20 protein-coding genes and 1 tRNA gene are annotated in these 19,634 nt (G+C 63.4%); 8 read left to right on the forward strand and 13 right to left on the reverse strand.

Annotated features, from left to right (window positions below; translation table 11 throughout):
- Positions 1–36: 36 nt before the first annotated feature.
- From J2X35_RS15115 to J2X35_RS15140, 6 genes are all read right to left on the reverse strand, one after another.
- Complete coding sequence (locus J2X35_RS15115) at positions 37–966, reverse strand: electron transfer flavoprotein subunit alpha/FixB family protein (RefSeq protein WP_310186946.1); 930 nt, start codon at positions 964–966, stop codon at positions 37–39.
- A gap of 22 nt (positions 967–988) precedes the next feature.
- Positions 989–1,735, reverse strand: coding sequence for an electron transfer flavoprotein subunit beta/FixA family protein (locus J2X35_RS15120; protein ID WP_056112019.1), 747 nt, complete (start codon positions 1,733–1,735; stop codon positions 989–991).
- A gap of 197 nt (positions 1,736–1,932) precedes the next feature.
- A complete protein-coding gene (locus J2X35_RS15125) occupies positions 1,933–2,703 on the reverse strand; it encodes a rhomboid family intramembrane serine protease (RefSeq protein ID WP_310186950.1) in 771 nt (256 codons plus the stop codon).
- Positions 2,704–2,741: 38 nt separating this feature from the next.
- On the reverse strand, positions 2,742–3,323 hold the full coding sequence (locus J2X35_RS15130) for a cob(I)yrinic acid a,c-diamide adenosyltransferase (protein ID WP_310186952.1): 582 nt from the start codon (positions 3,321–3,323) through the stop codon (positions 2,742–2,744).
- 12 nt (positions 3,324–3,335) lie between these two features.
- Entirely contained in the window at positions 3,336–3,527 is a 192-nt protein-coding gene (locus tag J2X35_RS15135) for a twin transmembrane helix small protein (RefSeq protein ID WP_056112008.1), read from the reverse strand.
- A gap of 23 nt (positions 3,528–3,550) precedes the next feature.
- Positions 3,551–4,417: an SDR family oxidoreductase gene (locus tag J2X35_RS15140; protein ID WP_082542458.1), complete on the reverse strand. Its 867-nt coding sequence runs from the start codon at positions 4,415–4,417 to the stop codon at positions 3,551–3,553.
- Between the two features lie 54 nt (positions 4,418–4,471).
- Here J2X35_RS15140 and J2X35_RS15145 point away from each other — a divergent pair, with 54 nt between their 5' ends.
- Positions 4,472–5,326 carry a YihY/virulence factor BrkB family protein gene (locus J2X35_RS15145; protein WP_056112003.1) on the forward strand — a complete coding sequence of 285 codons (855 nt, stop codon included), beginning with the start codon at positions 4,472–4,474 and terminating at the stop codon, positions 5,324–5,326.
- Here the strand turns inward: J2X35_RS15145 and J2X35_RS15150 are convergent.
- The gene (locus J2X35_RS15150) at positions 5,293–6,216 is read right to left on the reverse strand and encodes a DMT family transporter (RefSeq protein ID WP_405023229.1); all 924 of its coding nucleotides are present in this window, start codon (positions 6,214–6,216) and stop codon (positions 5,293–5,295) included. The two genes, J2X35_RS15145 and J2X35_RS15150, sit on opposite strands and share 34 nt — an antisense overlap.
- 54 nt (positions 6,217–6,270) lie before the next feature.
- Positions 6,271–7,152, reverse strand: coding sequence for a tRNA glutamyl-Q(34) synthetase GluQRS (gene gluQRS / locus J2X35_RS15155; RefSeq protein ID WP_310186954.1), 882 nt, complete (start codon positions 7,150–7,152; stop codon positions 6,271–6,273).
- A 73-nt stretch (positions 7,153–7,225) separates the two neighbouring features.
- Between gluQRS and J2X35_RS15160 the strand changes: the two genes are divergently transcribed.
- Together J2X35_RS15160 and J2X35_RS15165 are read left to right on the forward strand one after the other, a co-directional pair.
- Entirely contained in the window at positions 7,226–7,867 is a 642-nt protein-coding gene (locus J2X35_RS15160) for a DNA-3-methyladenine glycosylase 2 family protein (RefSeq protein WP_310186956.1), read from the forward strand.
- Between the two features lie 128 nt (positions 7,868–7,995).
- Positions 7,996–8,553, forward strand: a complete 558-nt coding sequence (locus tag J2X35_RS15165) for an HNH endonuclease (RefSeq protein WP_056111994.1) — start codon at positions 7,996–7,998, stop codon at positions 8,551–8,553.
- Positions 8,554–8,708: 155 nt separating this feature from the next.
- Here J2X35_RS15165 and J2X35_RS15170 read toward each other — a convergent pair whose 3' ends face one another.
- On the reverse strand, positions 8,709–9,230 hold the full coding sequence (locus tag J2X35_RS15170) for a disulfide bond formation protein B (RefSeq protein WP_310186959.1): 522 nt from the start codon (positions 9,228–9,230) through the stop codon (positions 8,709–8,711).
- 28 nt (positions 9,231–9,258) lie between these two features.
- Positions 9,259–9,846 (reverse strand): YqaA family protein, encoded by a 588-nt coding sequence (locus J2X35_RS15175; RefSeq protein WP_056111988.1) that lies wholly within the window; start codon positions 9,844–9,846, stop codon positions 9,259–9,261.
- A 192-nt stretch (positions 9,847–10,038) separates the two neighbouring features.
- Here J2X35_RS15175 and J2X35_RS15180 point away from each other — a divergent pair.
- Positions 10,039–10,123, forward strand: a tRNA-Leu gene (locus tag J2X35_RS15180).
- A 30-nt stretch (positions 10,124–10,153) separates the two neighbouring features.
- On the opposite strand, the gene J2X35_RS15185 is transcribed toward J2X35_RS15180, so the two are convergent.
- The 3 genes from J2X35_RS15185 to secA all read right to left on the reverse strand — a co-directional run bounded on the left by J2X35_RS15185 (position 10,154) and on the right by secA (position 15,810).
- Complete coding sequence (locus tag J2X35_RS15185) at positions 10,154–11,434, reverse strand: GNAT family N-acetyltransferase (protein ID WP_310186961.1); 1,281 nt, start codon at positions 11,432–11,434, stop codon at positions 10,154–10,156.
- Positions 11,434–12,834: a lipopolysaccharide biosynthesis protein gene (locus J2X35_RS15190; protein ID WP_056111982.1), complete on the reverse strand. Its 1,401-nt coding sequence runs from the start codon at positions 12,832–12,834 to the stop codon at positions 11,434–11,436. Before J2X35_RS15190 ends, J2X35_RS15185 begins: the two co-directional genes overlap by 1 nt.
- Positions 12,835–13,083: 249 nt before the next feature.
- On the reverse strand, positions 13,084–15,810 hold the full coding sequence (gene secA / locus J2X35_RS15195; protein ID WP_056111979.1) for a preprotein translocase subunit SecA: 2,727 nt from the start codon (positions 15,808–15,810) through the stop codon (positions 13,084–13,086).
- Positions 15,811–16,053: 243 nt separating this feature from the next.
- On the opposite strand from secA, the gene J2X35_RS15200 reads away from it, so the two are divergent.
- From J2X35_RS15200 to mutT, 4 genes are all read left to right on the forward strand, one after another.
- A complete protein-coding gene (locus J2X35_RS15200) occupies positions 16,054–16,971 on the forward strand; it encodes a peptidylprolyl isomerase (RefSeq protein WP_310186964.1) in 918 nt (305 codons plus the stop codon).
- A gap of 166 nt (positions 16,972–17,137) precedes the next feature.
- Positions 17,138–18,379, forward strand: a complete 1,242-nt coding sequence (argJ, locus tag J2X35_RS15205) for a bifunctional glutamate N-acetyltransferase/amino-acid acetyltransferase ArgJ (protein WP_310186966.1) — start codon at positions 17,138–17,140, stop codon at positions 18,377–18,379.
- Positions 18,379–19,158, forward strand: coding sequence for an N-acetyltransferase (locus J2X35_RS15210; RefSeq protein WP_056111970.1), 780 nt, complete (start codon positions 18,379–18,381; stop codon positions 19,156–19,158). The genes argJ and J2X35_RS15210 overlap by 1 nt, the downstream gene beginning before the upstream one ends.
- A gap of 5 nt (positions 19,159–19,163) precedes the next feature.
- A complete protein-coding gene (mutT, locus tag J2X35_RS15215) occupies positions 19,164–19,577 on the forward strand; it encodes an 8-oxo-dGTP diphosphatase MutT (protein ID WP_405023236.1) in 414 nt (137 codons plus the stop codon).
- Positions 19,578–19,634: the final 57 nt, after the last annotated feature.

Below are 19,634 nucleotides of genomic sequence, written 5' to 3' on the forward strand. Positions count from 1 at the left end.
CCCCACCCTTATCTTATTATGCGGTACGAAGGAGCGTCAAAGCGCCTTTTCGAGTTCCGGCAGTATGACGAAGAGGTCGCCGACGATGCCGTAGTCGGCGACCTGGAAGATAGGAGCTTCCTCGTCCTTGTTGATGGCGACGATGACCTTGCTATCCTTCATGCCGGCCAGATGCTGGATAGCGCCGGAAATGCCGGCGGCGATGTAGAGGTCAGGGGCGACCACCTTGCCGGTCTGGCCGACCTGCCAGTCATTGGGCGCATAGCCGGCATCGACGGCGGCGCGCGAGGCGCCAACGGCTGCGCCCAGCTTGTCGGCGACGGGCAGGATGACCTCGGTGAACTTTTCCGCGGAGCCGAGCGCGCGGCCGCCCGAGATGATGATCTTGGCTGAGGTGAGCTCTGGGCGGTCGCTGTCCGACAATCTGTTCTCGACAAAGGTGGAGAGGCCGGGATTGTCGGCTGCCTTGACCGTTTCGACCGTGGCCGAACCGCCTTCGGCCGCAGCCGGGAAGGAAGCGGTGCGCACGGTGATAACCTTGGTCTTGTCGCTCGACTGCACCGTCTGGATGGCGTTGCCGGCATAGATGGGCCGCTTGAACGTGTCGGGCGAGACCACTTCGATGATTTCGGACACCTGCTGCACGTCGAGGAGCGCCGCAACGCGCGGGGCGACGTTCTTGCCCGAGGTGGTGGCCGGAGCGACAACAGTGTCGTAGCCGCCGGCGAGCGACACGACCAAGGCGGCTAGCGGCTCGGCGAGGCGCTCGGCCAGCTCGTCGGCTTCCGCCAGAAGCACCTTGCGCACGCCTTTCAGCTTGGCGGCGGCATCGGCGGCAGGTTTCGCGCCCTTGCCGGCGACCAGGATATCGATGTCGGAGCCGATCTTGAGGGCGGCCGACAGCGCCTTGCCGGTCTGGTCCGAAAGGCTTGCATTGTCGTGTTCGGCGATGAGGAGAATTGCCATTGTTTTGTCCTTTCCCGATCGCTTACAGAACGCCAGCGGATTTGAGGCTGGAGACCAGCTCCGCCACTGTCTTGACCTTGACGCCGGCCTTGCGGCCGCCCGGCTCCTCGGTCTTCAGAACCTTGAGCCGCGGCGAGACGTCGGCGCCGAAATCGGCGGCGGTCTTTTCATCCAGCGGCTTCTTCTTGGCCTTCATGATGTTGGGCAGGGAAGCATAGCGCGGCTGGTTCAACCGCAGATCGACCGTCACGACCGCCGGCATCTTCAACTCCACCGTCTGCAGCCCGCCATCGACCTCGCGCGTCACCTTGGCCTTGTCGCCGGTCAACTCGACCTTGGAGGCGAAGGTGCCCTGCGCCCAGCCGAGCAGCGCGGCCAGCATCTGGCCTGTCTGGTTCGAATCGTCATCGATCGCCTGCTTGCCGAGGATCACCAGACCGGGCTGCTCGGCGTCCACCACGCCCTTCAGCACCTTGGCGACACCCAACGGCTCCACCGCCTCGTCGACCTTGACCAGGATCGCCCGGTCGGCGCCCATGGCGAGCGCGGTGCGCAGCGTTTCCTGCGCCTGCTGCGGGCCGATCGACACGACGATGATCTCCTCGACCTTGCCGGCCTCTTTCAGGCGGATCGCTTCTTCAACCGCGATCTCGTCAAACGGGTTCATCGCCATCTTGACGTTGGCAAGCTCGACGGCCGAGCCGTCGGCCTTGACGCGAACCTTCACATTCGCGTCGACAACACGTTTGACCGGGACCAGTACTTTCATCTCAACCTCACCTCTCATGATGTCGGCTTGCTGATAGCAGCGCTTGCTTGCTGGGAGTTGCCGAATGCCGACATTCCTGGCCGAATTCCGTTTTCCGGGCGCAGCTCAACCAGCTTCCGAAAGCGGGCGGACCGTAGTTGCGGGCAACCTGCACGTCAATACGCGGGAAATGCCAAAATCGGTTGAATTATGTCGCTTTACTGCCGCCCCCAGCGTGGCGCCGGCGCTGCCTCGACAGGCTCCACGGCACTCTTCTGCTCGACCTTGACCGAGCGGGGCGTGACGATCTGCTTGTCCATCAGGGGAACGTCACGTCGCCGCAGGATCAGCACCAGAACGGCGCCCGCGACGATGCCGCCGACATGGCAGGCCCACGACACCTGGTCCTCGCCGCCGGCCAAAAACATGACGAATTGCAACAGAATCCACAATGCCAGCGTGATATAGGCCGGGATGCGCAGCGGAATTCGGCCGAAGGCCAGGATCCAGATTTTGACCCGCGGATGCAGGATCAGGTAGGCCGCGACGACGCCGGCAATGGCGCCCGACGCGCCGATCAGCGGTTCGCGCGAATCCGGCGCCACGAAGCCGTGCACGAACGCGCCGGCGACCGCGCATAACAGGTAGAAGACCAGATAGCGGACATGGCCGAGCGCGTCCTCGACATTGTCGCCGAACACCCACAGGAACAGCATGTTGCCGCCCAGGTGAAAGATGTCTGCATGCAGGAAGGCATAGGTGACGTAGCTGAAGGTTTCCGGAATGACGACGAGCTGTGTTGGCAGTTCGGCGGTGTCATGGACCACCGAGGGGATGAAGCCCAGCCCGAGGACCGTGGCCATCGAGAATTGTTCACCACCCAGCGTCGTGGCCAGGTAGATCAGCACGTTCGCGGCGATCAGCCCGATCGTGACGTATTGCAGCTTGATGTAATGGAGGCTGTTGGCGTCGTGCAGCGGAATGAACATTCAGGCGTCGCCCCCGATCATCCGCCCCGACGAGATTGTCAGCGGTTCTTGCCCGGAACCCATAACACATCGGCATTTCCGTTGTCATTGACCGCGCGGGCGGCGACGAACAGGAAATCCGAGACGCGGTTCATGTATTTCATGCCCTCGCGGTTGACGTGCTCGGCCGGATTGGCGGCCAGCGCGACCATGACCCTTTCGGCGCGCCTTGCGACGGTGCGCGCCAGATGAAGTGCCGCGGCGGCGGGCGCGCCGCCATTGAGCACGAAGGATTTCAGCGGTTGCAGTTCGCGGTTGAGCAGGTCGATGTCCTTCTCCAGCCGTTCGACCTGGCCGGCAACGATCCGCAGTGGCTTGTACTCCAACGGCTTGCCATCCTCCGGCACGGTGAGATCGGCGCCAAGGTCGAAGAGATCGTTCTGGATGCGGGCGAGCATGGCGTCGATCTGCGGATGGTCTGCCGCCGTATGCAGCCGGGCCAGACCGATACAGGCGTTGGCTTCATCGACTACGCCGCAGGCTTCGATGCGCAGGTCGGCCTTTGAGCGGCGCTCGCCGGTGCCAAGTCCGGTCGTGCCATCGTCGCCGGTGCGGGTGTATATCTTGTTCAGCTTCACCATCGACGTGCAGCCTTAGCTTCGGGTGAAATAGAAGGCGGCCAGGATCAGCACCAGAGCGACGAACTGCAGCAGGACGCGGGCCTGCATGAGCTTGTTTGAGGTGACGCCGTCGCCGCCGCGCATCATGTTGATCAGGCCGCGAGCCAGGACAACCACGACGGCGAACATAACGATGACGGCGAGAATGTTGAAGACGGTTGCCATGGCGGCTCCAGTTCGGTTTGCGCTCAGGCGTGACGCGCCAGGATGCGATAGAGAAGCGAGGCCGGCAACATGCGCCTGAGCAGGACGCCGATTTTCGCCGGCATTGTTATCACATAGTGCGGGCGGGGACGCCGCGACAGAAGCGCATGGCGAAGCGCGGCATAAACGATGGCTGGCTCTGCCTTGAGGTCGGGGCGCTTGCCGCCGCTTCGCATGTCTTCCATCTGCGCCCGGTACCCGGCCCGGTGTGCCGAATGCCCGTAGTCGATGTTGCGCAGGAACCACATCATGCCGTTGGCGTGGATCTTCGAGTCCACCGAACCGGGCTCGATCATCGATACATGGATGCCGCTGCCGCCGAGTTCCATGCGCAGGCTCGTCATCAGCCCCTCCAGCGCATATTTCGAGGCGCAGTAGGCGCCGCGGTATCGTGCCGGCAGCAGGCCGAGGATGGACGAGCAGTTGACGATGCGGCCCTCGCCCTGACTGCGCATGACGGGAATCGCGCGCCGCGTCAGATCGTGCCAGCCGAAGAAATTGGCCTCGAACTGCTCCCGCAGCGCCTCTACGGGCAGGTCTTCGACCGCGCCGGCCTGCGCGTGGGCGCCGTTGTTGTAGAGCGCGTCGAGCCGTCCGCCGGTGCGTTCCATGACCGAAGCGAACATCGCTTCGATGGACTGCGGCTCGCGATAATCCATGTAGAAGGCTTCGATGCCCTCGGCTGCAAGAGCCTCCAGATCCTTCGGCTTGCGGGCTGTGGCGAAAACCCGCCAACCGTCGGCCTTGAGCGCCCGCGCGCAGAAAGCGCCGATGCCAGAGGAGGCGCCGGTGACGATAATGCTGCGCAACTCTTCGTGCGGGGGAACCGTAGTTCCTTCAAGGCTTGCCATTTGCCGCAATCACTTCCCATATTCGCGGGCCGGATACAATCTCAGGACGGATCCTTGCTGCGCAACATCGTCGCCCTCAAACGCGTGCTCTATGACGCGCTCGGCCACTTCAACACCGACGATGGGTGGGCGATGGCCAGTCATCTGGCGATCACCGCGCTGATGGCGCTGTTTCCGTTCCTTATCTTCGCCACGACACTGGCAAGTTTCCTCGGCGCGCAGGCCTTCGCCGACACAGCGGTGCATCTGGTGTTCGACACCTGGCCGGAGCAGATCGCCAATCCGATTGCACGCGAAGTGCTGAATGTGCTTACCGTGCAGCGCACCGACCTGTTGACCTATGGCGTCCTGCTGGCGGCTTTCTTCGCTTCCAACGGCATCGAAGCGCTTAGAACCTCGCTCAACCGCGCCTACCGCGTGTCGGAGACCCGCGGCATCATTTACAGGCGGGTCCAGAGCATCGCCTTCGTCATGATCGCCACGCTGGGCTTCCTGGTCATAAGCGTCCTGCTGGTTTTCGCGCCCATCCTGGCGCGCCTGGCGGAAGCCAATTTCGTGTGGATCAAGCCTTATATGGGGACGATCACGCTTTGGCGGTTCATCATCGCCTCGACGGTGATCGTTGCCGGCCTGTTCGCGGTGCATATCTGGCTGCCGGCGGGCAAGCGCCGGTTTGTCTCGATCGTGCCCGGCATCATTTTCACGCTGATCGCCTGGCTGATCGGCTCGACCGTCTTCGCCACTTATCTTGACCACTTCTCGTCCTATGTGACGACCTATGCGGGCCTCGCCTCGATCATGATCGCGGTGGTCTTCCTTTACATCGTCTCGGCGATCTTCATCCTTGGCGGAGAACTCAACGCCGCCATCAGCCGCTATCTGGAAGCGCGGGCGCGTGTCGGCGGCTGAGCCGTGGCCAGACCGACGCCCAGGGTGGCGATCGCCATGCCACCAATCTGGACAAGGTTGAGCGTCTCGCTGAACAGCGCCCAGGCGATGACCGCGGTGGCCGCCGGAACCAGATAGAACAGCGAGGCGACCTTCGACATCTCGCCGTCGCGGATCATCGCCATCAGCAGGTAGACGGCGCCGATCGACAGGACGAGCACCAGCCACGCCATGGCGAAAATCAGTTCGCCATTGATGATGACAGTGCCGGTTTCCAACCCGAGTGACGCCAGCGTCATGATCGTCGCACCGCCGACATACTGCCAGAAGGTGGCGGCGACGAGATTGCCGCCGGAGGCGAAGCGCTTCTGCCAGACGGTGCCCAGGCTCATTGCGAAAACCGAGACGATGGTTGCTGCCAACGTCGCCGTGGTCACGCCGCTGCCCAGCGCGCCAAGCCTTGGCCAAAGCACGATCACCACACCGGCAAAGCCGGCGGCAAGGCCGATCCAATGGCGCGGCAGGATCTTTTCGCCCAGCAGCTTGCCCGCCAGCACGGCGGTGATCAGCGGCTGCAGTCCGACGATCAGTGCGGCGAAACCCGCCGGCAGGCCGCGATGGATCGCCCAGAACACGCCGCCAAGATAGACGCCGTGCATGAGGACGCCGGCGCCAGCCGCGTGCATCGCTTCGGTCCTTGAAAGTCCCCTGGAGCCGAACGCCAGCATCGCCACGCCGAGAATGACGAAGGCAAGGATGAAGCGCACCGCCAGGAAGGCGAACGGCTCAGCCCATGGCATGGCGTAGCGCGCGCCGATAAAGCCGGTCGCCCACAGGATCACGAAGGTGCCGGGAAGGAATGTCTTGAGGTTCGGCATGATGTCGGCGTCTGTACGGATTGGCGCGTTCATTCACAACGCAAAAGCATTGAAGATGCGATCAGTTTCGCTGGAACTCATGTCCGCCTAGCCGGCAAGGCCAATCATCCGCCTGATGTCTTCCGGCGCAAAGCCGGCCTGGCGCAGCACCGCCAGCCCCGTATCCCGCTGGCTTTTGGAGAGCTTGCGACCATCCGGGCCGAGGATAAGCGGGTGGTGGAGATAGCGCGGTTCCGGCAGACCGAGCAGGCACTGCAGCAGGCGCTGGACGCCGGTGGCCAGTTGCAGGTCAATGCCCCGCACGACATGGGTGACGCCTTGCAGCGCATCGTCGACGACGACGGCCAGATGATAGCTTGTCGGGATATCGCGGCGGGCGATGACGACATCGCCCCAGTCCTGCGGGCGGGTTTCGACGGTCCGGGTCTCCGTCAATGTCTGGTCGGTGAATTCGGTCCATGACAGCGCGCCGCCAGCCCGTTCCACCGCCTTTTCCATGTCGAGCCGCCAGGCGAAGGGTTCGCCTTCGGCCATCCGCGCCTTGCGTTCCTTCATCGGCATGGATTTATCAAGTCCCGGATAGACCGGCACGCCATCGGGGTCGCGCGGCCAGGAACGGCCCTGTCTTTCGCTATCGCCAATGAAGGCGCGGATGTCGCCACGGCTCATAAACGCTGGATAGACCAGACCTTCATCGACAAGGCGTTCGAGCACGGATTGGTATTGGTCGAAATGCGCTGACTGCCGCCGCACCGGCATTTCCCATTCGATTCCCAGCCATTCGAGATCGCGGTAGATGCCAGCCTCGAATTCCGGTGTGCAGCGGGTCGTGTCGATATCCTCGATGCGCAGCAGGAACCTGCCACCGAACATCCGCGCCAGCTTTGCGTTGAGGAATGCCGAATAGGCGTGGCCGAGATGTAGTTCGCCGTTCGGGCTGGGGGCGAAGCGGAATGTCAGGAGGCTCATGATCCGGCAACAAATGGGTGTGCGGGGTTCACACGGATTGCTACCTTGCGCCATCTGGAAGAACAAGGAAACCATGCAGCGCATCGTCACACCGGAACATGTCTTGGAAGGCCTTGATGCACTGTGCGCGCTCGACCGGCGGCTGGAGGCCGTGCGCGGAAGGGCGGGCGAGGTGCCGCTGCGGCTGTCGGAGCCTGGCTTCCGAAGCCTCGCCTCGATCATCGTGTCGCAGCAGGTGTCGCGCGCCAGCGCCGATGCCATTTTCGGGCGGTTGACCATCTTGCTCGACCCGTTGACGCCGGAAGCCGTGCTGACGGCTGGCGAGGAGGTTTTTCGCGAAGCCGGATTGTCCCGCCCCAAACAGCGCGGGCTGCTGGCGGCTGCGCGGGCCGTGGCCGATGGGCTCGACCTGCATCATCTGTGCTCGCTCGACGCCGAGGCCGCCATTGCCGCGCTGACCGCCGTGCCCGGTATTGGCACGTGGACGGCGGAAGTCTACCTGCTGTTCGCGGCCGGGCACCCCGATATTTTCCCGGCGCGCGACGTTGCCCTGCAGAGCGCGGTCGGACATGCGCTGGGGATCGATCCACGTCCGCCCGAGAAAGCGCTGATTGCGCTGGCCGAATCATGGAGCCCATGGCGGGGCGTCGCCGCGAGGCTTTTCTGGGCCTATTACCGTGAAATGAAGGGCTGGGACGCCGTTCCGCCGGCCTGAGCCGCAAAAAAGCTTTGAAATCATGCATTTTTGATCTGGCGTGCGGCGCGCAAGGCGCTTCACATCCATGTCACATCCGGCTTACAGTATCCGGGCCGATCGGTTCGAGAACCAAGGAGGTAAGCGAAGTGACGGTTGCCGTATCTCCGGATGGGCTGCCAGCGCTGGTGCTGAATGCGGACTATCGCCCGCTCAGCTATTACCCTTTGTCGCTCTGGTCCTGGCAGGACGCCATCAAGGCGGTTTTTCTCGAGCGGGTAAACATCGTCGCCGAATATGAGCACGCGGTTTCCTCGGCCAATTTCTCAATGAGACTGCCGAGCGTCGTCAGCCTCAAGGCTTATGTGAAGCCGTCCCGGCATCCGGCCTTCACCCGCTTCAACGTCTTCCTGCGCGACCGCTTCCAGTGCCAGTATTGCGGCACGCCGGAGGATCTGACTTTCGACCATGTCGTGCCACGCCATCGCGGCGGCGCCACCACCTGGGAAAATGTCGTCGCCGCCTGCTCGCCCTGCAATCTGCGCAAGGGCGGCCTGATGCCGGCGCAAGCGAAGATGTGGCCGCTGCAGAAGCCGTTCCAGCCGACGGTGCACGACCTGCACAACAATGGCCGGCTGTTCCCGCCCAACCATCTGCATGAGAGCTGGATGGATTATCTCTACTGGGATGTCGAACTCGAACCATAGAGTTCGCCGAGAATTCGCGAGGACGGTCGCCTGACGCGGTTTGCTGCGCTTCCGGGGCTCACGGACCGAATGTCCGCTGTGCTCCGGTTCTCGCGAACCATGCCATCCGACTCGTCCTTGCAAATCCTGTGGCGAACTCTGCGCTGTACTCAGGTTCAATCGCGCGCAAACGCACCCTTGAAGGCAATGGCGCCGAGGATGAGGGCGGCAATCGCCTGCCAGCCGGCCAGCGACAAGCCGAGGATGCGCAGCGCCGCCTTGTCGCAGGAGGGCGGCACGAACTTGTCGAGCGAATCCAGCACGCCGTTGCCGCCGGTGTCGACGGGAGCGGCGACATTGGTGCAGTCGGTCGGCCCCGGCCACCAGCCCCATTCAACGCCAGAATGAAAAATACCGAGATAGAGACCGTACAACATCAGCAGGCCGCCGAGCGCCAGCAGCCCGCGCGATATCCAGGACGGCAGGCGAAGCACCGAGGCAAGGAAGGCGAGCACCATCAGCGGGATGCCGATGTAGTAGGGAATGCGTTGCTCGTAGCAGAGCTTGCAGGGGATGTAGCCGCCTATGTACTGGAAAGCCAATGCAGAACCGACCGTCGCCGCCATGGCGATGGCCAGAAAGCCGGAAATCCAGGCCCGCAGGCGGGATGGATTGGCACCTGTCGATATCACTGTCATTGCGTTTCAGTCCAGTGGGCTGCGGTCGTCAGAGCATATAGTGGACGACCAGATAGAGCAGAATAAGGACGGCGGCGGCGACCCCGGCAATCATGCCCAGCCGCTTCTCGATAAAATCGCGTATCGGCTCGCCATATTTGCGCAGGAGCCAGGCTAAAAAGAGGAAACGCGCGCCGCGCGCCACGATCGCCGAGAGGATGAACCAGGGAAGCGGAAAACCGATCACGCCGGCGAGGATGGTCACCACCTTGATCGGCGGCAGGTGGGCGAGGCCGGACGTGACCAGCATGAGGAGGATGATGCCGTCGCCGGAAGACAGGCGCAGCGCTTCGAATTCGTCGAATTTGCCGTAGAACTCCAGCACCGGTTTCGCCACCGCCTCATAGGCGTAGTGGCCAATGAACCAGCCGGCGATACCGCCGAGGACGGAGGCAATGGTGGCGACGACCGCATAGCGGTAGGCGCGGTCGGGCCGGGACAGGGCCATGGGCAGATAGAGCACGTCGGCAGGAACGAGAAAAACCGAGCTTTCGACAAAAGCGATGAAGGCCAGCCACCATTCGGCGGATTTCCTCGCCGCCAGCGACAAGGTCCAGTCGTACAGTCCGCGAAGCATGAGCCCCTCTTTCGATGCCGCCTGTCTAGGAAGATTTCTCGCGACGCACAATGCCACAGCGTTTCACGAATCCGACAGAGGCCTTAGCACGCCGTTATTGTCGCAGCCTATCCTTGCGCCGGCGCGACGCAGGCTGTTGACGAACAGGCCCGCAACCGTATAGTCCGCGCGCATCCGGACCACCCGGTCCGAGCCCCTATGGCGGAATTGGTAGACGCGCTCGACTCAAAATCGAGTTCCGCAAGGAGTGCTGGTTCGATCCCGGCTAGGGGCACCAATCTTTATCCCGCGCCAGTTCGCTTCGCTCCTATCGCCGCAGCAGGCTCCGGATCCTGTTGCGCACCAGCCGCGCCATGTTGCGGGTTTCGCGATAGAGGTGGAGCTGCGACGTCGCCTGCCGGGCCAGTCGATCGGTGTCAGGCGACAGGCCGACAACGAAGGTGCCGACCGGCCGGCGCTCGCTCCACAAGCGGCTCATCACCGGATGGTCGGGCACAGCGCAGGAATCGGTCATGTCGATATTCGGATCTTCGAGATGCTGCTTCGTTACCTCAATCATCAGCAGCGTGCCCGGCGAATAGGGCGCCAGGGTCTCGTCGTAGGCGGTCTTCCAGGTGTAGGCGACGCCGGCTTCGACGAAGACGATCAGGCTGGCGATGGTGCGGCCGGCAAGCGTCAGCGTGTGGATGCGGCACAGATCCTGTTCGGCAAGGCGATGGACGGCCTCGCGGGCGAAGGCGGCGCGGTAGCGGTCGATGGCCATGGCGGTGCGTTCGCGGCCCTTCCAGCCAGCGGCCTCCAGCGTCAGGAAGCTTTCGATGGCATGGCGGATTTCCTCCGGGCCGCGCGCCACCTTGTGCTCGAGGTCGCCGAGTTCGGCCAGCCGTCGCTTCAGCCGGCGGAATTCCCGGTAGTGGTGCGCTCGCAGCGACTGTTTCAGATAGGCTTCGGCATCCAGTTCGCTTTGCAGGATCGGCCGCAGCGCCTCGCCAGTCGCGATGAGCGGCAGGCCGCGCGATTCCGCTACGGTCCTGAGCAGCGAGGCCATCGGCCCATCGAGAGGCACATCGGGAAGCACCAGCACCTTCGGCAGCCGCAGGTGAGGCCTGGAAAGCATGGAGAAGAAATCCTCGACGACGCCGATTGGGTCGTCGCGGTCGATCAGAGGGGTTCCGACCGGACCGAACGGGCTTGACCATGTGCGCATGATCGAGACGCCGAGCGGTATGGCCGGCTTTTCCACCGAGAAGGGCACCAGCAGCCGCAGCCGGCTGCGGTGCTCGTCGCCGTCCCGGATCACCGCCAGCCGCACCTCGCGATCCTCCAGCCGAGGCATGGCCGGGGCAAGGAAGCGCGGGTTGAAGAAAACGTTCGGCTCGATCGTGCGGGCGCACAGATAGTCGAGTTCCTCGACCAGTTCGAATCCCGCGGAAGCCGGATAGATGGCGAGCGTCCGCTCCGGCCGGTTGCCCGCGAGACGTTCGATATGCGCCAGTTCGGCGACATCATAGGCAAGGCCGGCAAGGCCCGACACCATGGCGCCGGCCGGACCGCCGCTGCTTTCCTCGATCAGTGGGACGGCTGCCATCAGGCACCTCCTTTGGCGGGCATGAAGATGGCCATGACGATGCCGAGCCTGCGCCAGACGGTAAAGGAAAGGGCAGCGGCCTCGAACACCATCGAAAGCGCCGTCGCAATGGCCGCGCCCCATAGATGCAGATGCGGGATCAGCACAAAGCTCATGCCGATGTTCAACGCCAGCGTCAGGGCAAAGACCAGCGCGCAGATGTTCTGGTTGCCGCTCATGGTCAGCAGGCTCTCACAAGGCCCAACGGCGGAACGCGCGACGACGCCGAGCACCAGTATGAACAACAGGGGATAGCCGGCCTCGAATTCGGGACCGAACAGGATCAGCATCGGCTTGCCGAGGGCAATCACCACCAGCCCCATCAGCACGGAGGGCCAGAAGGTCCACGTCACGGTCTCGCGGGCAAAGGCGGCGAGCTTGGACGAGTCGCCATGGGTGAAGTGGGCGTAACGCTGGGCGACTCCCGCCTTCACGGCAAAATAGACGAAGTGGACCAGCGCCAGCGTCTTCACCGTGGCGAAATAGACGGCGACGTCGTCGGGATTGAGATAGAAGCCGACCATCAGAACGTCGGCATTGGTCAGCAGGAAGAAGAAGCTTTCGACCAGGAAGATCGGCAACGAGATCACGAACCATCTGGCGAAATCGATCTTCCTCGGGCCGGCAGGCGTCCGGGCGTGCATGCTTTGGGTGACGCCGACGAGCTGCGTAATCGTCGTGGCATAGGTGGCTGCGATGGTGGCCAGGATGGCGGTCCGCGCATCGGGAGCAAAGCCGCAAGCAAGCGCTATGCCCATGAGGGCGAGGATCAGGATCGGGCGCATGATATAGGTCGGCAGAAGCGCGAACATCGCCCAGGAATTGGCCCGCGAGATGCCTTGCATCAGATCCGACAGGGCAATCATCGGCAGGCAGAAGATGCCGAGCAGAAACGGCACCACATAGTAGTTCTCGAGCCATGGCGACAGCAGCCAGACGCTCAGCGCGCCGATCAGCGCGATCAGCGTGGACGCACCCAGAACGAAGAGCCGGCTCGCCAGCACGATGCCGCGCAGTTCGGCGATCATGCCGCGCTCGCGGAATTCGGGAATGAAGCGGATCACCGAGGTGTGGAAGCCGAGGCAGGACAGGCTGCCGACGATGACCATGGTCGTCCACACCAGCACGAAGATGCCGTATTCGAAAGAGCCCAGCCAGCGGGCCATCAGCACCTGGCTGACGAAGGCGATGAAAGCGCTGACGATACGGATGGAAAAGGCGATGAGCGAAACGCGTCCGGCTTCGCCGCGTTCATCGGCGGCGAACAGGATTGCATCGACGCGGCCCAGCAGCGGCCGGGCGCGCAGCGCAAGGCGCTGCGGCAGGAACCGCTCGGCTGTGGTGGCCGCGGAAAAGCGCACTCCGGTACTCTCCGTCTTCCGCTCAGTGTCGCCCGTTATCTAGCGAAAACACCTTAAGAAACGGTTGGGTAAGCCCGGACAATTGCCACTGTGGCGGCTCAGCTGACGGGGCCACGCGCCCATTCCGAACTCGGCGGTGCGGATTGTAAAGCCGGAGAGCTTAGAGGCGAAAATGGCTTTCGGGGATGCGGACAAGATCACATGCCGCAAGGGACGGGCATCGACATTCGATGCCCGTCGGGTCGCGCTTTACGCAAACGTGCCGTGGCAGTGCTTGTACTTCTTGCCTGAACCGCAAGGGCAGGCCTCGTTTCGGCCGACCTTGCCCCATGTGGACGGATTGTTGGGATCGCGCTGCTCTGCCGGCACGACACGCGTGTCCTCCAGAACCGCTATCGCGGCGCCTTCGCCGAAATCATCCTCGCCGGTGGTTCCGTCGATATGGGAGCCGAACATGTCGGGGGCTTCCGGCGGCGGCGCATCGGCGGCCTGGCGCACCAGTTCGACGCGCATCAGCTGCGCCGTGACCGCATGGCGAAGATTGCCAAGCATGGCCTGGAACAGCTCGAAGGCCTCGCTCTTGTATTCGTTCAGCGGGTCGCGCTGGGCATAACCGCGGAAGCCGACGACGGAACGCAGATGGTCGAGGTTGACGATGTGCTCGCGCCACAGATGATCCAGCGTCTGCAGGACGACGGAGCGCTCGACATAGGTCATGACGTCGGGGCCGAAACGCTCGGCGCGGTCCTTGGCGGCGGCGTCGGCTGCCTCGGTGATGCGCTGGTGGATGTTGTCTTCGGCGATGCCTTCTTCCTTGGCCCAATCCTCGATCGGCAGGTCGAGATTGAGCGATTCCTGAACATCGCTCTTGAGGCCGGCAATGTTCCACTGCTCGGCATAGGCGTTTTCGGGAATCGCCTTCGCGACGATTTCGTCGATCACGTCGTTGCGCATACCGGTAATCGTTTCGGTGAGGCTCTCGCCCTCCATCAATTCGATACGCTGCTCGAACACTACCTTGCGCTGGTCGTTGGAGACGTCGTCATATTTCAGGAGGTTCTTGCGGATGTCGAAATTGCGGGCCTCGACCTTCTTCTGCGCCTTTTCGAGCGCCTTGTTGATCCACGGGTGGATGATGGCCTCGTCTTCTTTCAGTCCGAGCTTCTGCAGCATGCCGTCCATGCGCTCGGAGCCGAAGATGCGCATCAAATCGTCCTGCAGAGACAGGTAGAATTTCGAGCGGCCGGGATCGCCCTGACGACCGGAGCGGCCGCGGAGCTGGTTGTCGATGCGGCGCGATTCGTGGCGTTCGGTGGCGAGAACGTAGAGACCGCCGGCGGCCAGCGCCTGTTCCTTGAGTTTCTGGATATCGGCGCGAATGGCGGCTTCCTGGGCGTCGCGCTCAGGACCCGCCGGCATATCCGCCAGTTCCCGCTCGATGCGCATTTCGGCATTGCCGCCGAGTTGGATGTCGGTGCCGCGGCCGGCCATGTTGGTGGCAATCGTGACGGAGCCGGGAACGCCGGCCTGGGCGACGATGGAGGCTTCCTGCTCGTGGTGGCGGGCGTTGAGGACCTGGAAATTCTTCAGGCCTTCCTTGCGAAGACGTTCGGCCAGCAGCTCGGACTTCTCGATCGACGTGGTGCCGACCAGCGTCGGCTGGCCCTTGGCGTGGGCTGCCTTGATCTCGGCGACGATCGCCTTGTACTTCTCTTCGACCGTCCGGTAGACCTCGTCGTCCTCGTCGAGACGCTGGACGGGAAGGTTGGTGGGGACTTCCGTCACCTCCAGACCGTAGATGTTGCCGAATTCCTCGGCTTCCGTCAGCGCCGTGCCGGTCATGCCGGAGAGCTTCTTGTACATGCGGAAGTAATTCTGGAAGGTCACCGACGCCAGCGTCTGGTTTTCCGGCTGGATGGAGACATGTTCCTTGGCTTCCAGCGCCTGGTGCAGGCCTTCCGAATAGCGGCGGCCCGGCATCATGCGGCCGGTGAACTCGTCGATGATGACGATCTCGTCATTGCGGACGATGTAGTCGCGGTCCTTCTGGAAAAGCCGATGCGCCTTCAAGGCATTGTTGACGTGGTGAACAATGGCGACGTTCTCGACGTCGTAAAGCGATTCACCCTTCAGGTGGCCAGCGGCGCGAAGCAGGTTTTCCAGTTTTTCGGTGCCGTCCTCGGTAAAGATGGCGGTCTTCTGCTTCTCGTCGACTTCGTAGTCTTCCGGTCCCAACTGCAGGATGAACGCGTCGATCGTGGTGTACATTTCCGACCGGTCCTCGAGCGGACCGGAAATGATCAGCGGCGTGCGCGCCTCATCGATCAGAATGGAATCGACTTCGTCGACGATGGCGTAGTTGTGGGGGCGCTGCACCATCTGGGCGCGCTCGTACTTCATATTGTCGCGCAAATAGTCGAAGCCGAGCTCGTTGTTGGTGGCGTAGGTCACGTCGCAGGCATAGGCGTCGCGGCGCTCCTCGTCCGACAGGCCGTGGACGATGATGCCGACGGTGAGGCCGAGGAATTTGTAGATGCGGCCCATCCATTCGGCGTCACGCTTGGCCAGGTAGTCGTTGACGGTGACGACGTGGACGCCCTTGCCGGCCAGCGCGTTGAGATAGACTGGAAGCGTGGCGACCAGGGTCTTGCCCTCGCCGGTGCGCATTTCTGCGATGCCGCCATTGTGCAGCACCATGCCGCCGATGAGCTGGACATCGAACGGGCGCATGCCCAGCACCCGGCGCGCGGCCTCGCGGGCAGTGGCGAAGGCGGGAACCAGCAAATCGTCGAGGGAAGCGCCGTTGGCGAGTTCTTCGCGGAATTTGGCGGTGCGGGCGACGAGGTCGGCGTCCGACAGGGCCCGCATCTCGCTTTCCATCGCATTGATCGCCTCGATGCGGGGCTTGGTCGCCTTGACGCGACGATCGTTGGAGGATCCGAACACTTTACGGGCGAGGCCGCCAAGACTGACCATTAAATGGTCCTTTCGATTGCGTTCCCGGGGTCAGGCGACAGGCACACGCTGCACCCAGTCAAGCCCGCATGGAAACGGAGGAAACACCAAAAGCGCCCGGAACAGTTCTGGACGCAAAGTCGTTGGACAGATAAGAGGGGCCACAATCGATGTCAACGCTGCGTTATCCGGGCCTGAAACGCCTAATTTCGCCACATTCGGGCTGATCTCAGAACCCGACAATTCCCATCGGAGTCCCAATCCATGTCCCTTTCCACCCGCCGCACGCCGATTGTCGGCCTCTTTCTGGCTGCCGGACTGTCGGCTTTGCTGCTGACGCCGGCAACGGCTCAGGACGCCGCTCCAGCGAAACCAGCCGAAGCCGCGCCAGCCCCGGCCGCCATCGACCCAGGCACTGTTGTTGCGACCGTCAACGGCAAGCCGGTCACCGAAGCCGACCTTTCGCTGGCCGAAGGCGAGCTTGCCAAGCAGTTCGCGCAGTTGCCGGCCGAACAGCGCCGCGCTGCCGCCCTTTCCGCCGCCATCGAAATCAAGGTCCTTGCCGCCAAGGCGGTCACCGACGGTCTCGACAAGGAGCCGGACTTCCAGCGCCGCGCCGCGTTCCTGCAGGAGCGCGCGCTGCATGGCGAGATGGTCGAAAAGGAAGTGGTCGGCAAGATCACCGATGCCGAAGTCCGCGCCCGCTACGACAAGGAAATCGCCGACACGCCGCCCGTCAACGAGGTCCATGCCCGTCACATTCTCGTGAAGACAAAGGAAGAGGCGCAGGCCATCATCAAGGAACTGGATGGCGGCGCCAAGTTCGAGGATCTCGCCAACAAGCATACGAGCGACCCAAGCGGCAAGACCAATGGCGGCGACCTCGGTTATTTCGCGCCAGGCCAGATGGTGCCCGAGTTCGACAAGGCCGCGCAGGCCCTGGCTGTCGGCGCCTACACCAAGGAGCCGATCCAGACGCAGTTCGGCTGGCACGTGATCAAGGTGGAGGACAAGCGCGCCCAGCAGCCGCCGGCTTTCGAGCAGGTGAAGGACCAGGCGCGTTCGGCGGTCATCCGCGACAAGTATTTCGCGCTGGTCAAGGAACTGCGCGGCGCCGCCAAGGTCGAGATACCCGATCCGGCGTTGAAGAAGGCCGTCGATGAGGCCGAAGGCGCGAAATAATCGTTTCTTTGTGGAATTCCGAAGGGGCGGTGCTGTCAGGCGCCGCCCTTTTTGATTCCCCTTGCCGATGACCAGCGGGGTGCCCCGGAGCCGAGCGTTTTCGCCTTGCGCCGGCGCGCGCTATCGGGCAAACCGGCTTGCTTCAAGAATTCGCGCCGAGGCCCCGATGTCCACTGCCGTTTCCCCGCTTGCGCCAAAGAAATACCCCAAAATGCCGGCCATCGAAGGCGTGCGCATGGCCACCGCCGAGGCAGGTATCAAGTACCGCGACCGCACCGACCTGCTGGCGATGGTGTTCGATCCGGGCACGTCGGTGGCAGGCGTCTTTACCCGTTCCAAATGTCCTTCGGCGCCGGTGGACTTCTGCCGCCAGAACCTGACCGCCGGCAAGGCGCGGGTGCTGATCGTCAATTCCGGCAACGCCAACGCTTTCACCGGCAAGAAGGGCCGTGACTCCACCGCCATGACCGCCGAGGCGGCCGCGAAGGCCGCCGGATGCGCGGCGGGCGACGTGTTTCTTGCCTCGACCGGAGTGATCGGCGAGCCGCTGGATGCCGGCAAATTCAGTCATCTGCTGAAAGGACTTCTCGCCGGAGCCGAGCCTGGTGGCTGGACCGAGGCAGCCAAGGCGATCATGACGACGGACACCTATCCCAAGGTCGCGACGGCCACCGTCTCGCTCGGTGGGACAGACGTGACCATCAACGGCATCGCCAAGGGCGCTGGCATGATCGCACCCGACATGGCGACCATGCTGTCCTTCGTGGCCACGGATGCGCCCATCGCGGGGCCGGTGCTACAGGATTTGCTGTCGCGAGCCGTCGGCAAGACCTTCAACGCCGTTACCGTCGATAGCGACACGTCGACCAGCGACACGCTGCTGCTATTCGCCACCGGGGCGGCTTCGAAGCGTGGCGCGCCGCGCATAGAGGACGCCAAGGATCCGCAACTGGGCGCTTTCAGGCGGGCGCTCGGAAAAATCCTCAAGCAACTGGCGCTGCAGGTGGTGCGTGATGGCGAAGGCGCACGCAAGCAGATCGAAGTAACCGTCACCGGCGCGAAGTCGGCGCGCTCGGCCAAGCGCATCGCGCTTTCCATCGCCAATTCGCCGCTGGTCAAGACGGCCGTGGCCGGCGAGGACGCCAATTGGGGCCGCGTGGTCATGGCTGTCGGCAAGGCCGGCGAGCCCGCCGACCGCGACCGGCTGTCGATCTGGTTCGGCGATAACCGCCTGGCGCATGAAGGCGAACGCGACCCGGCCTATTCCGAGGAAAAGACCTCGGCCTATATGAAGCGCGACGAGATACGCATAGTGGCCGATATCGGCATCGGCCGTGGCAAGGCCACGGTGTGGACCTGCGACCTGACGAAGGAGTATGTCGCCATCAATGGCGACTACAGGAGCTGATGGATTTGAGTTCGGCCCATCCTGCCAGCGTTCTCGCCACAGTGAGGCGTTACGAAGCCGCGGGTTTCCGCGCCTGGCCGGCCGCGGCAGTGCATTATGACGGAACCTGGGTGGTGCGATTGACGGCTGGCCATCCGGCCAAGCGCCTCAATTCGGTGAACCCGCTCGATCCGAGCGACGTCCATCATCTGCCCGACCGCATCGCGCGCGCCAGCCGGCGTTTCGAAGCCTATGGCCGTCCGCTGACGTTCCGTCTGTCGCCGCTGGCCGGTCCGGAAGTTTCCGCCTTTATGGACAGCGAGGGCTGGAGCCGCTTCGACGAGTCTCTGGTCATGCGGATGCCGCTCGGCAATGCGCCCGTCGATGACGCGCTCGACCAGATACCGCTCAAGGATATCAGCCGTTTCGTCAGCGCCTCGCTCAAGGTGCGCGATCTCGAACGGTCCTTGCGGGCTGGTCTTTCGGAAATCATCGGAGCGATCCAGCCGGAAGCCGGCCTGTTCGCGCTGGAGCAGGATGGCGAGGCGCTGGCGACGCTGATCTGCGTTCATGACGGCGATCTCGCGGGGCTGTTCGAAATCGGCACGGACAAGGCGGTGCGCAATCGGGGCCATGGCCGCCGGCTCACCCTTTCGGCGTTGAAATGGGCGCGGCTGCGCGGCGCCCGCCAAGCCTGGCTGCAGGTCGAGGCCGACAATGCGCCGGCTTTGGCGCTCTACCGTTCGCTCGGCTTCGAGGAAGTCTATCGCTACCACTACCGCCGCCCGGCGGGAGCGTGAGCAACTTGTCGTCCAGCGGCAGACGCCTGCTTCTGGTAACCGCATGCGCGCTGATCGACGCCGACGGGCGGGTGCTGATCGCGCAGCGGCCTGAGGGGAAGCAACTGGCCGGCCTGTGGGAGTTTCCCGGCGGCAAGGTGGAGCCGGGCGAAACGCCGGAGGAGTGCCTCATCCGCGAGTTGCGCGAGGAGATCGGCGTCGAGACCCAGACTGCGTGCCTTGCGCCGCTGACCTTCGCCAGCCACAGCTACGACGACTTCCACCTGCTGATGCCGCTCTATGTCTGCCGCCGCTATAGCGGCATCCCACGGCCTCTGGAAGCGCAGGCGCTGAAATGGGTGCGGCCAAAGCAATTGCGGGATTATCCGATGCCGCCGGCGGACGCGCCACTGATCCCGTTCCTGATCGACCTGCTTTGATCGGACCGGCAGCGTTAATCGAAGATTTATATTGCTATGAAAAATTGAACGAAAAGG

The sequence above is a fragment of the Mesorhizobium sp. BE184 genome (assembly GCF_031457045.1).
Lineage (GTDB): Bacteria > Pseudomonadota > Alphaproteobacteria > Rhizobiales > Rhizobiaceae > Mesorhizobium.

Excerpts from the sequence above, each read along its gene's own strand:
- J2X35_RS15170 (WP_310186959.1), bottom strand. The coding sequence starts at position 9,230 with ATGACAGTGATATCGACAGGTGCCAATCCATCCCGCCTGCGGGCCTGG.
- J2X35_RS15175 (WP_056111988.1), bottom strand. The coding sequence starts at position 9,846 with ATGCTTCGCGGACTGTACGACTGGACCTTGTCGCTGGCGGCGAGGAAA.
- J2X35_RS15120 (WP_056112019.1), bottom strand. The coding sequence starts at position 1,735 with ATGAAAGTACTGGTCCCGGTCAAACGTGTTGTCGACGCGAATGTGAAG.
- secA (WP_056111979.1), bottom strand. The coding sequence starts at position 15,810 with ATGGTCAGTCTTGGCGGCCTCGCCCGTAAAGTGTTCGGATCCTCCAAC.
- J2X35_RS15140 (WP_082542458.1), bottom strand. The coding sequence starts at position 4,417 with ATGGCAAGCCTTGAAGGAACTACGGTTCCCCCGCACGAAGAGTTGCGC.
- J2X35_RS15185 (WP_310186961.1), bottom strand. The coding sequence starts at position 11,434 with ATGGCAGCCGTCCCACTGATCGAGGAAAGCAGCGGCGGTCCGGCCGGC.
- J2X35_RS15210 (WP_056111970.1), top strand. The coding sequence starts at position 18,379 with ATGGATTTGAGTTCGGCCCATCCTGCCAGCGTTCTCGCCACAGTGAGG.
- gluQRS (WP_310186954.1), bottom strand. The coding sequence starts at position 7,152 with ATGAGCCTCCTGACATTCCGCTTCGCCCCCAGCCCGAACGGCGAACTA.
- argJ (WP_310186966.1), top strand. The coding sequence starts at position 17,138 with ATGTCCACTGCCGTTTCCCCGCTTGCGCCAAAGAAATACCCCAAAATG.
- J2X35_RS15135 (WP_056112008.1), bottom strand. The coding sequence starts at position 3,527 with ATGGCAACCGTCTTCAACATTCTCGCCGTCATCGTTATGTTCGCCGTC.
- J2X35_RS15150 (WP_405023229.1), bottom strand. The coding sequence starts at position 6,216 with ATGAACGCGCCAATCCGTACAGACGCCGACATCATGCCGAACCTCAAG.
- J2X35_RS15125 (WP_310186950.1), bottom strand. The coding sequence starts at position 2,703 with ATGTTCATTCCGCTGCACGACGCCAACAGCCTCCATTACATCAAGCTG.
- J2X35_RS15200 (WP_310186964.1), top strand. The coding sequence starts at position 16,054 with ATGTCCCTTTCCACCCGCCGCACGCCGATTGTCGGCCTCTTTCTGGCT.
- J2X35_RS15115 (WP_310186946.1), bottom strand. The coding sequence starts at position 966 with ATGGCAATTCTCCTCATCGCCGAACACGACAATGCAAGCCTTTCGGAC.
- J2X35_RS15160 (WP_310186956.1), top strand. The coding sequence starts at position 7,226 with ATGCAGCGCATCGTCACACCGGAACATGTCTTGGAAGGCCTTGATGCA.
- J2X35_RS15130 (WP_310186952.1), bottom strand. The coding sequence starts at position 3,323 with ATGGTGAAGCTGAACAAGATATACACCCGCACCGGCGACGATGGCACG.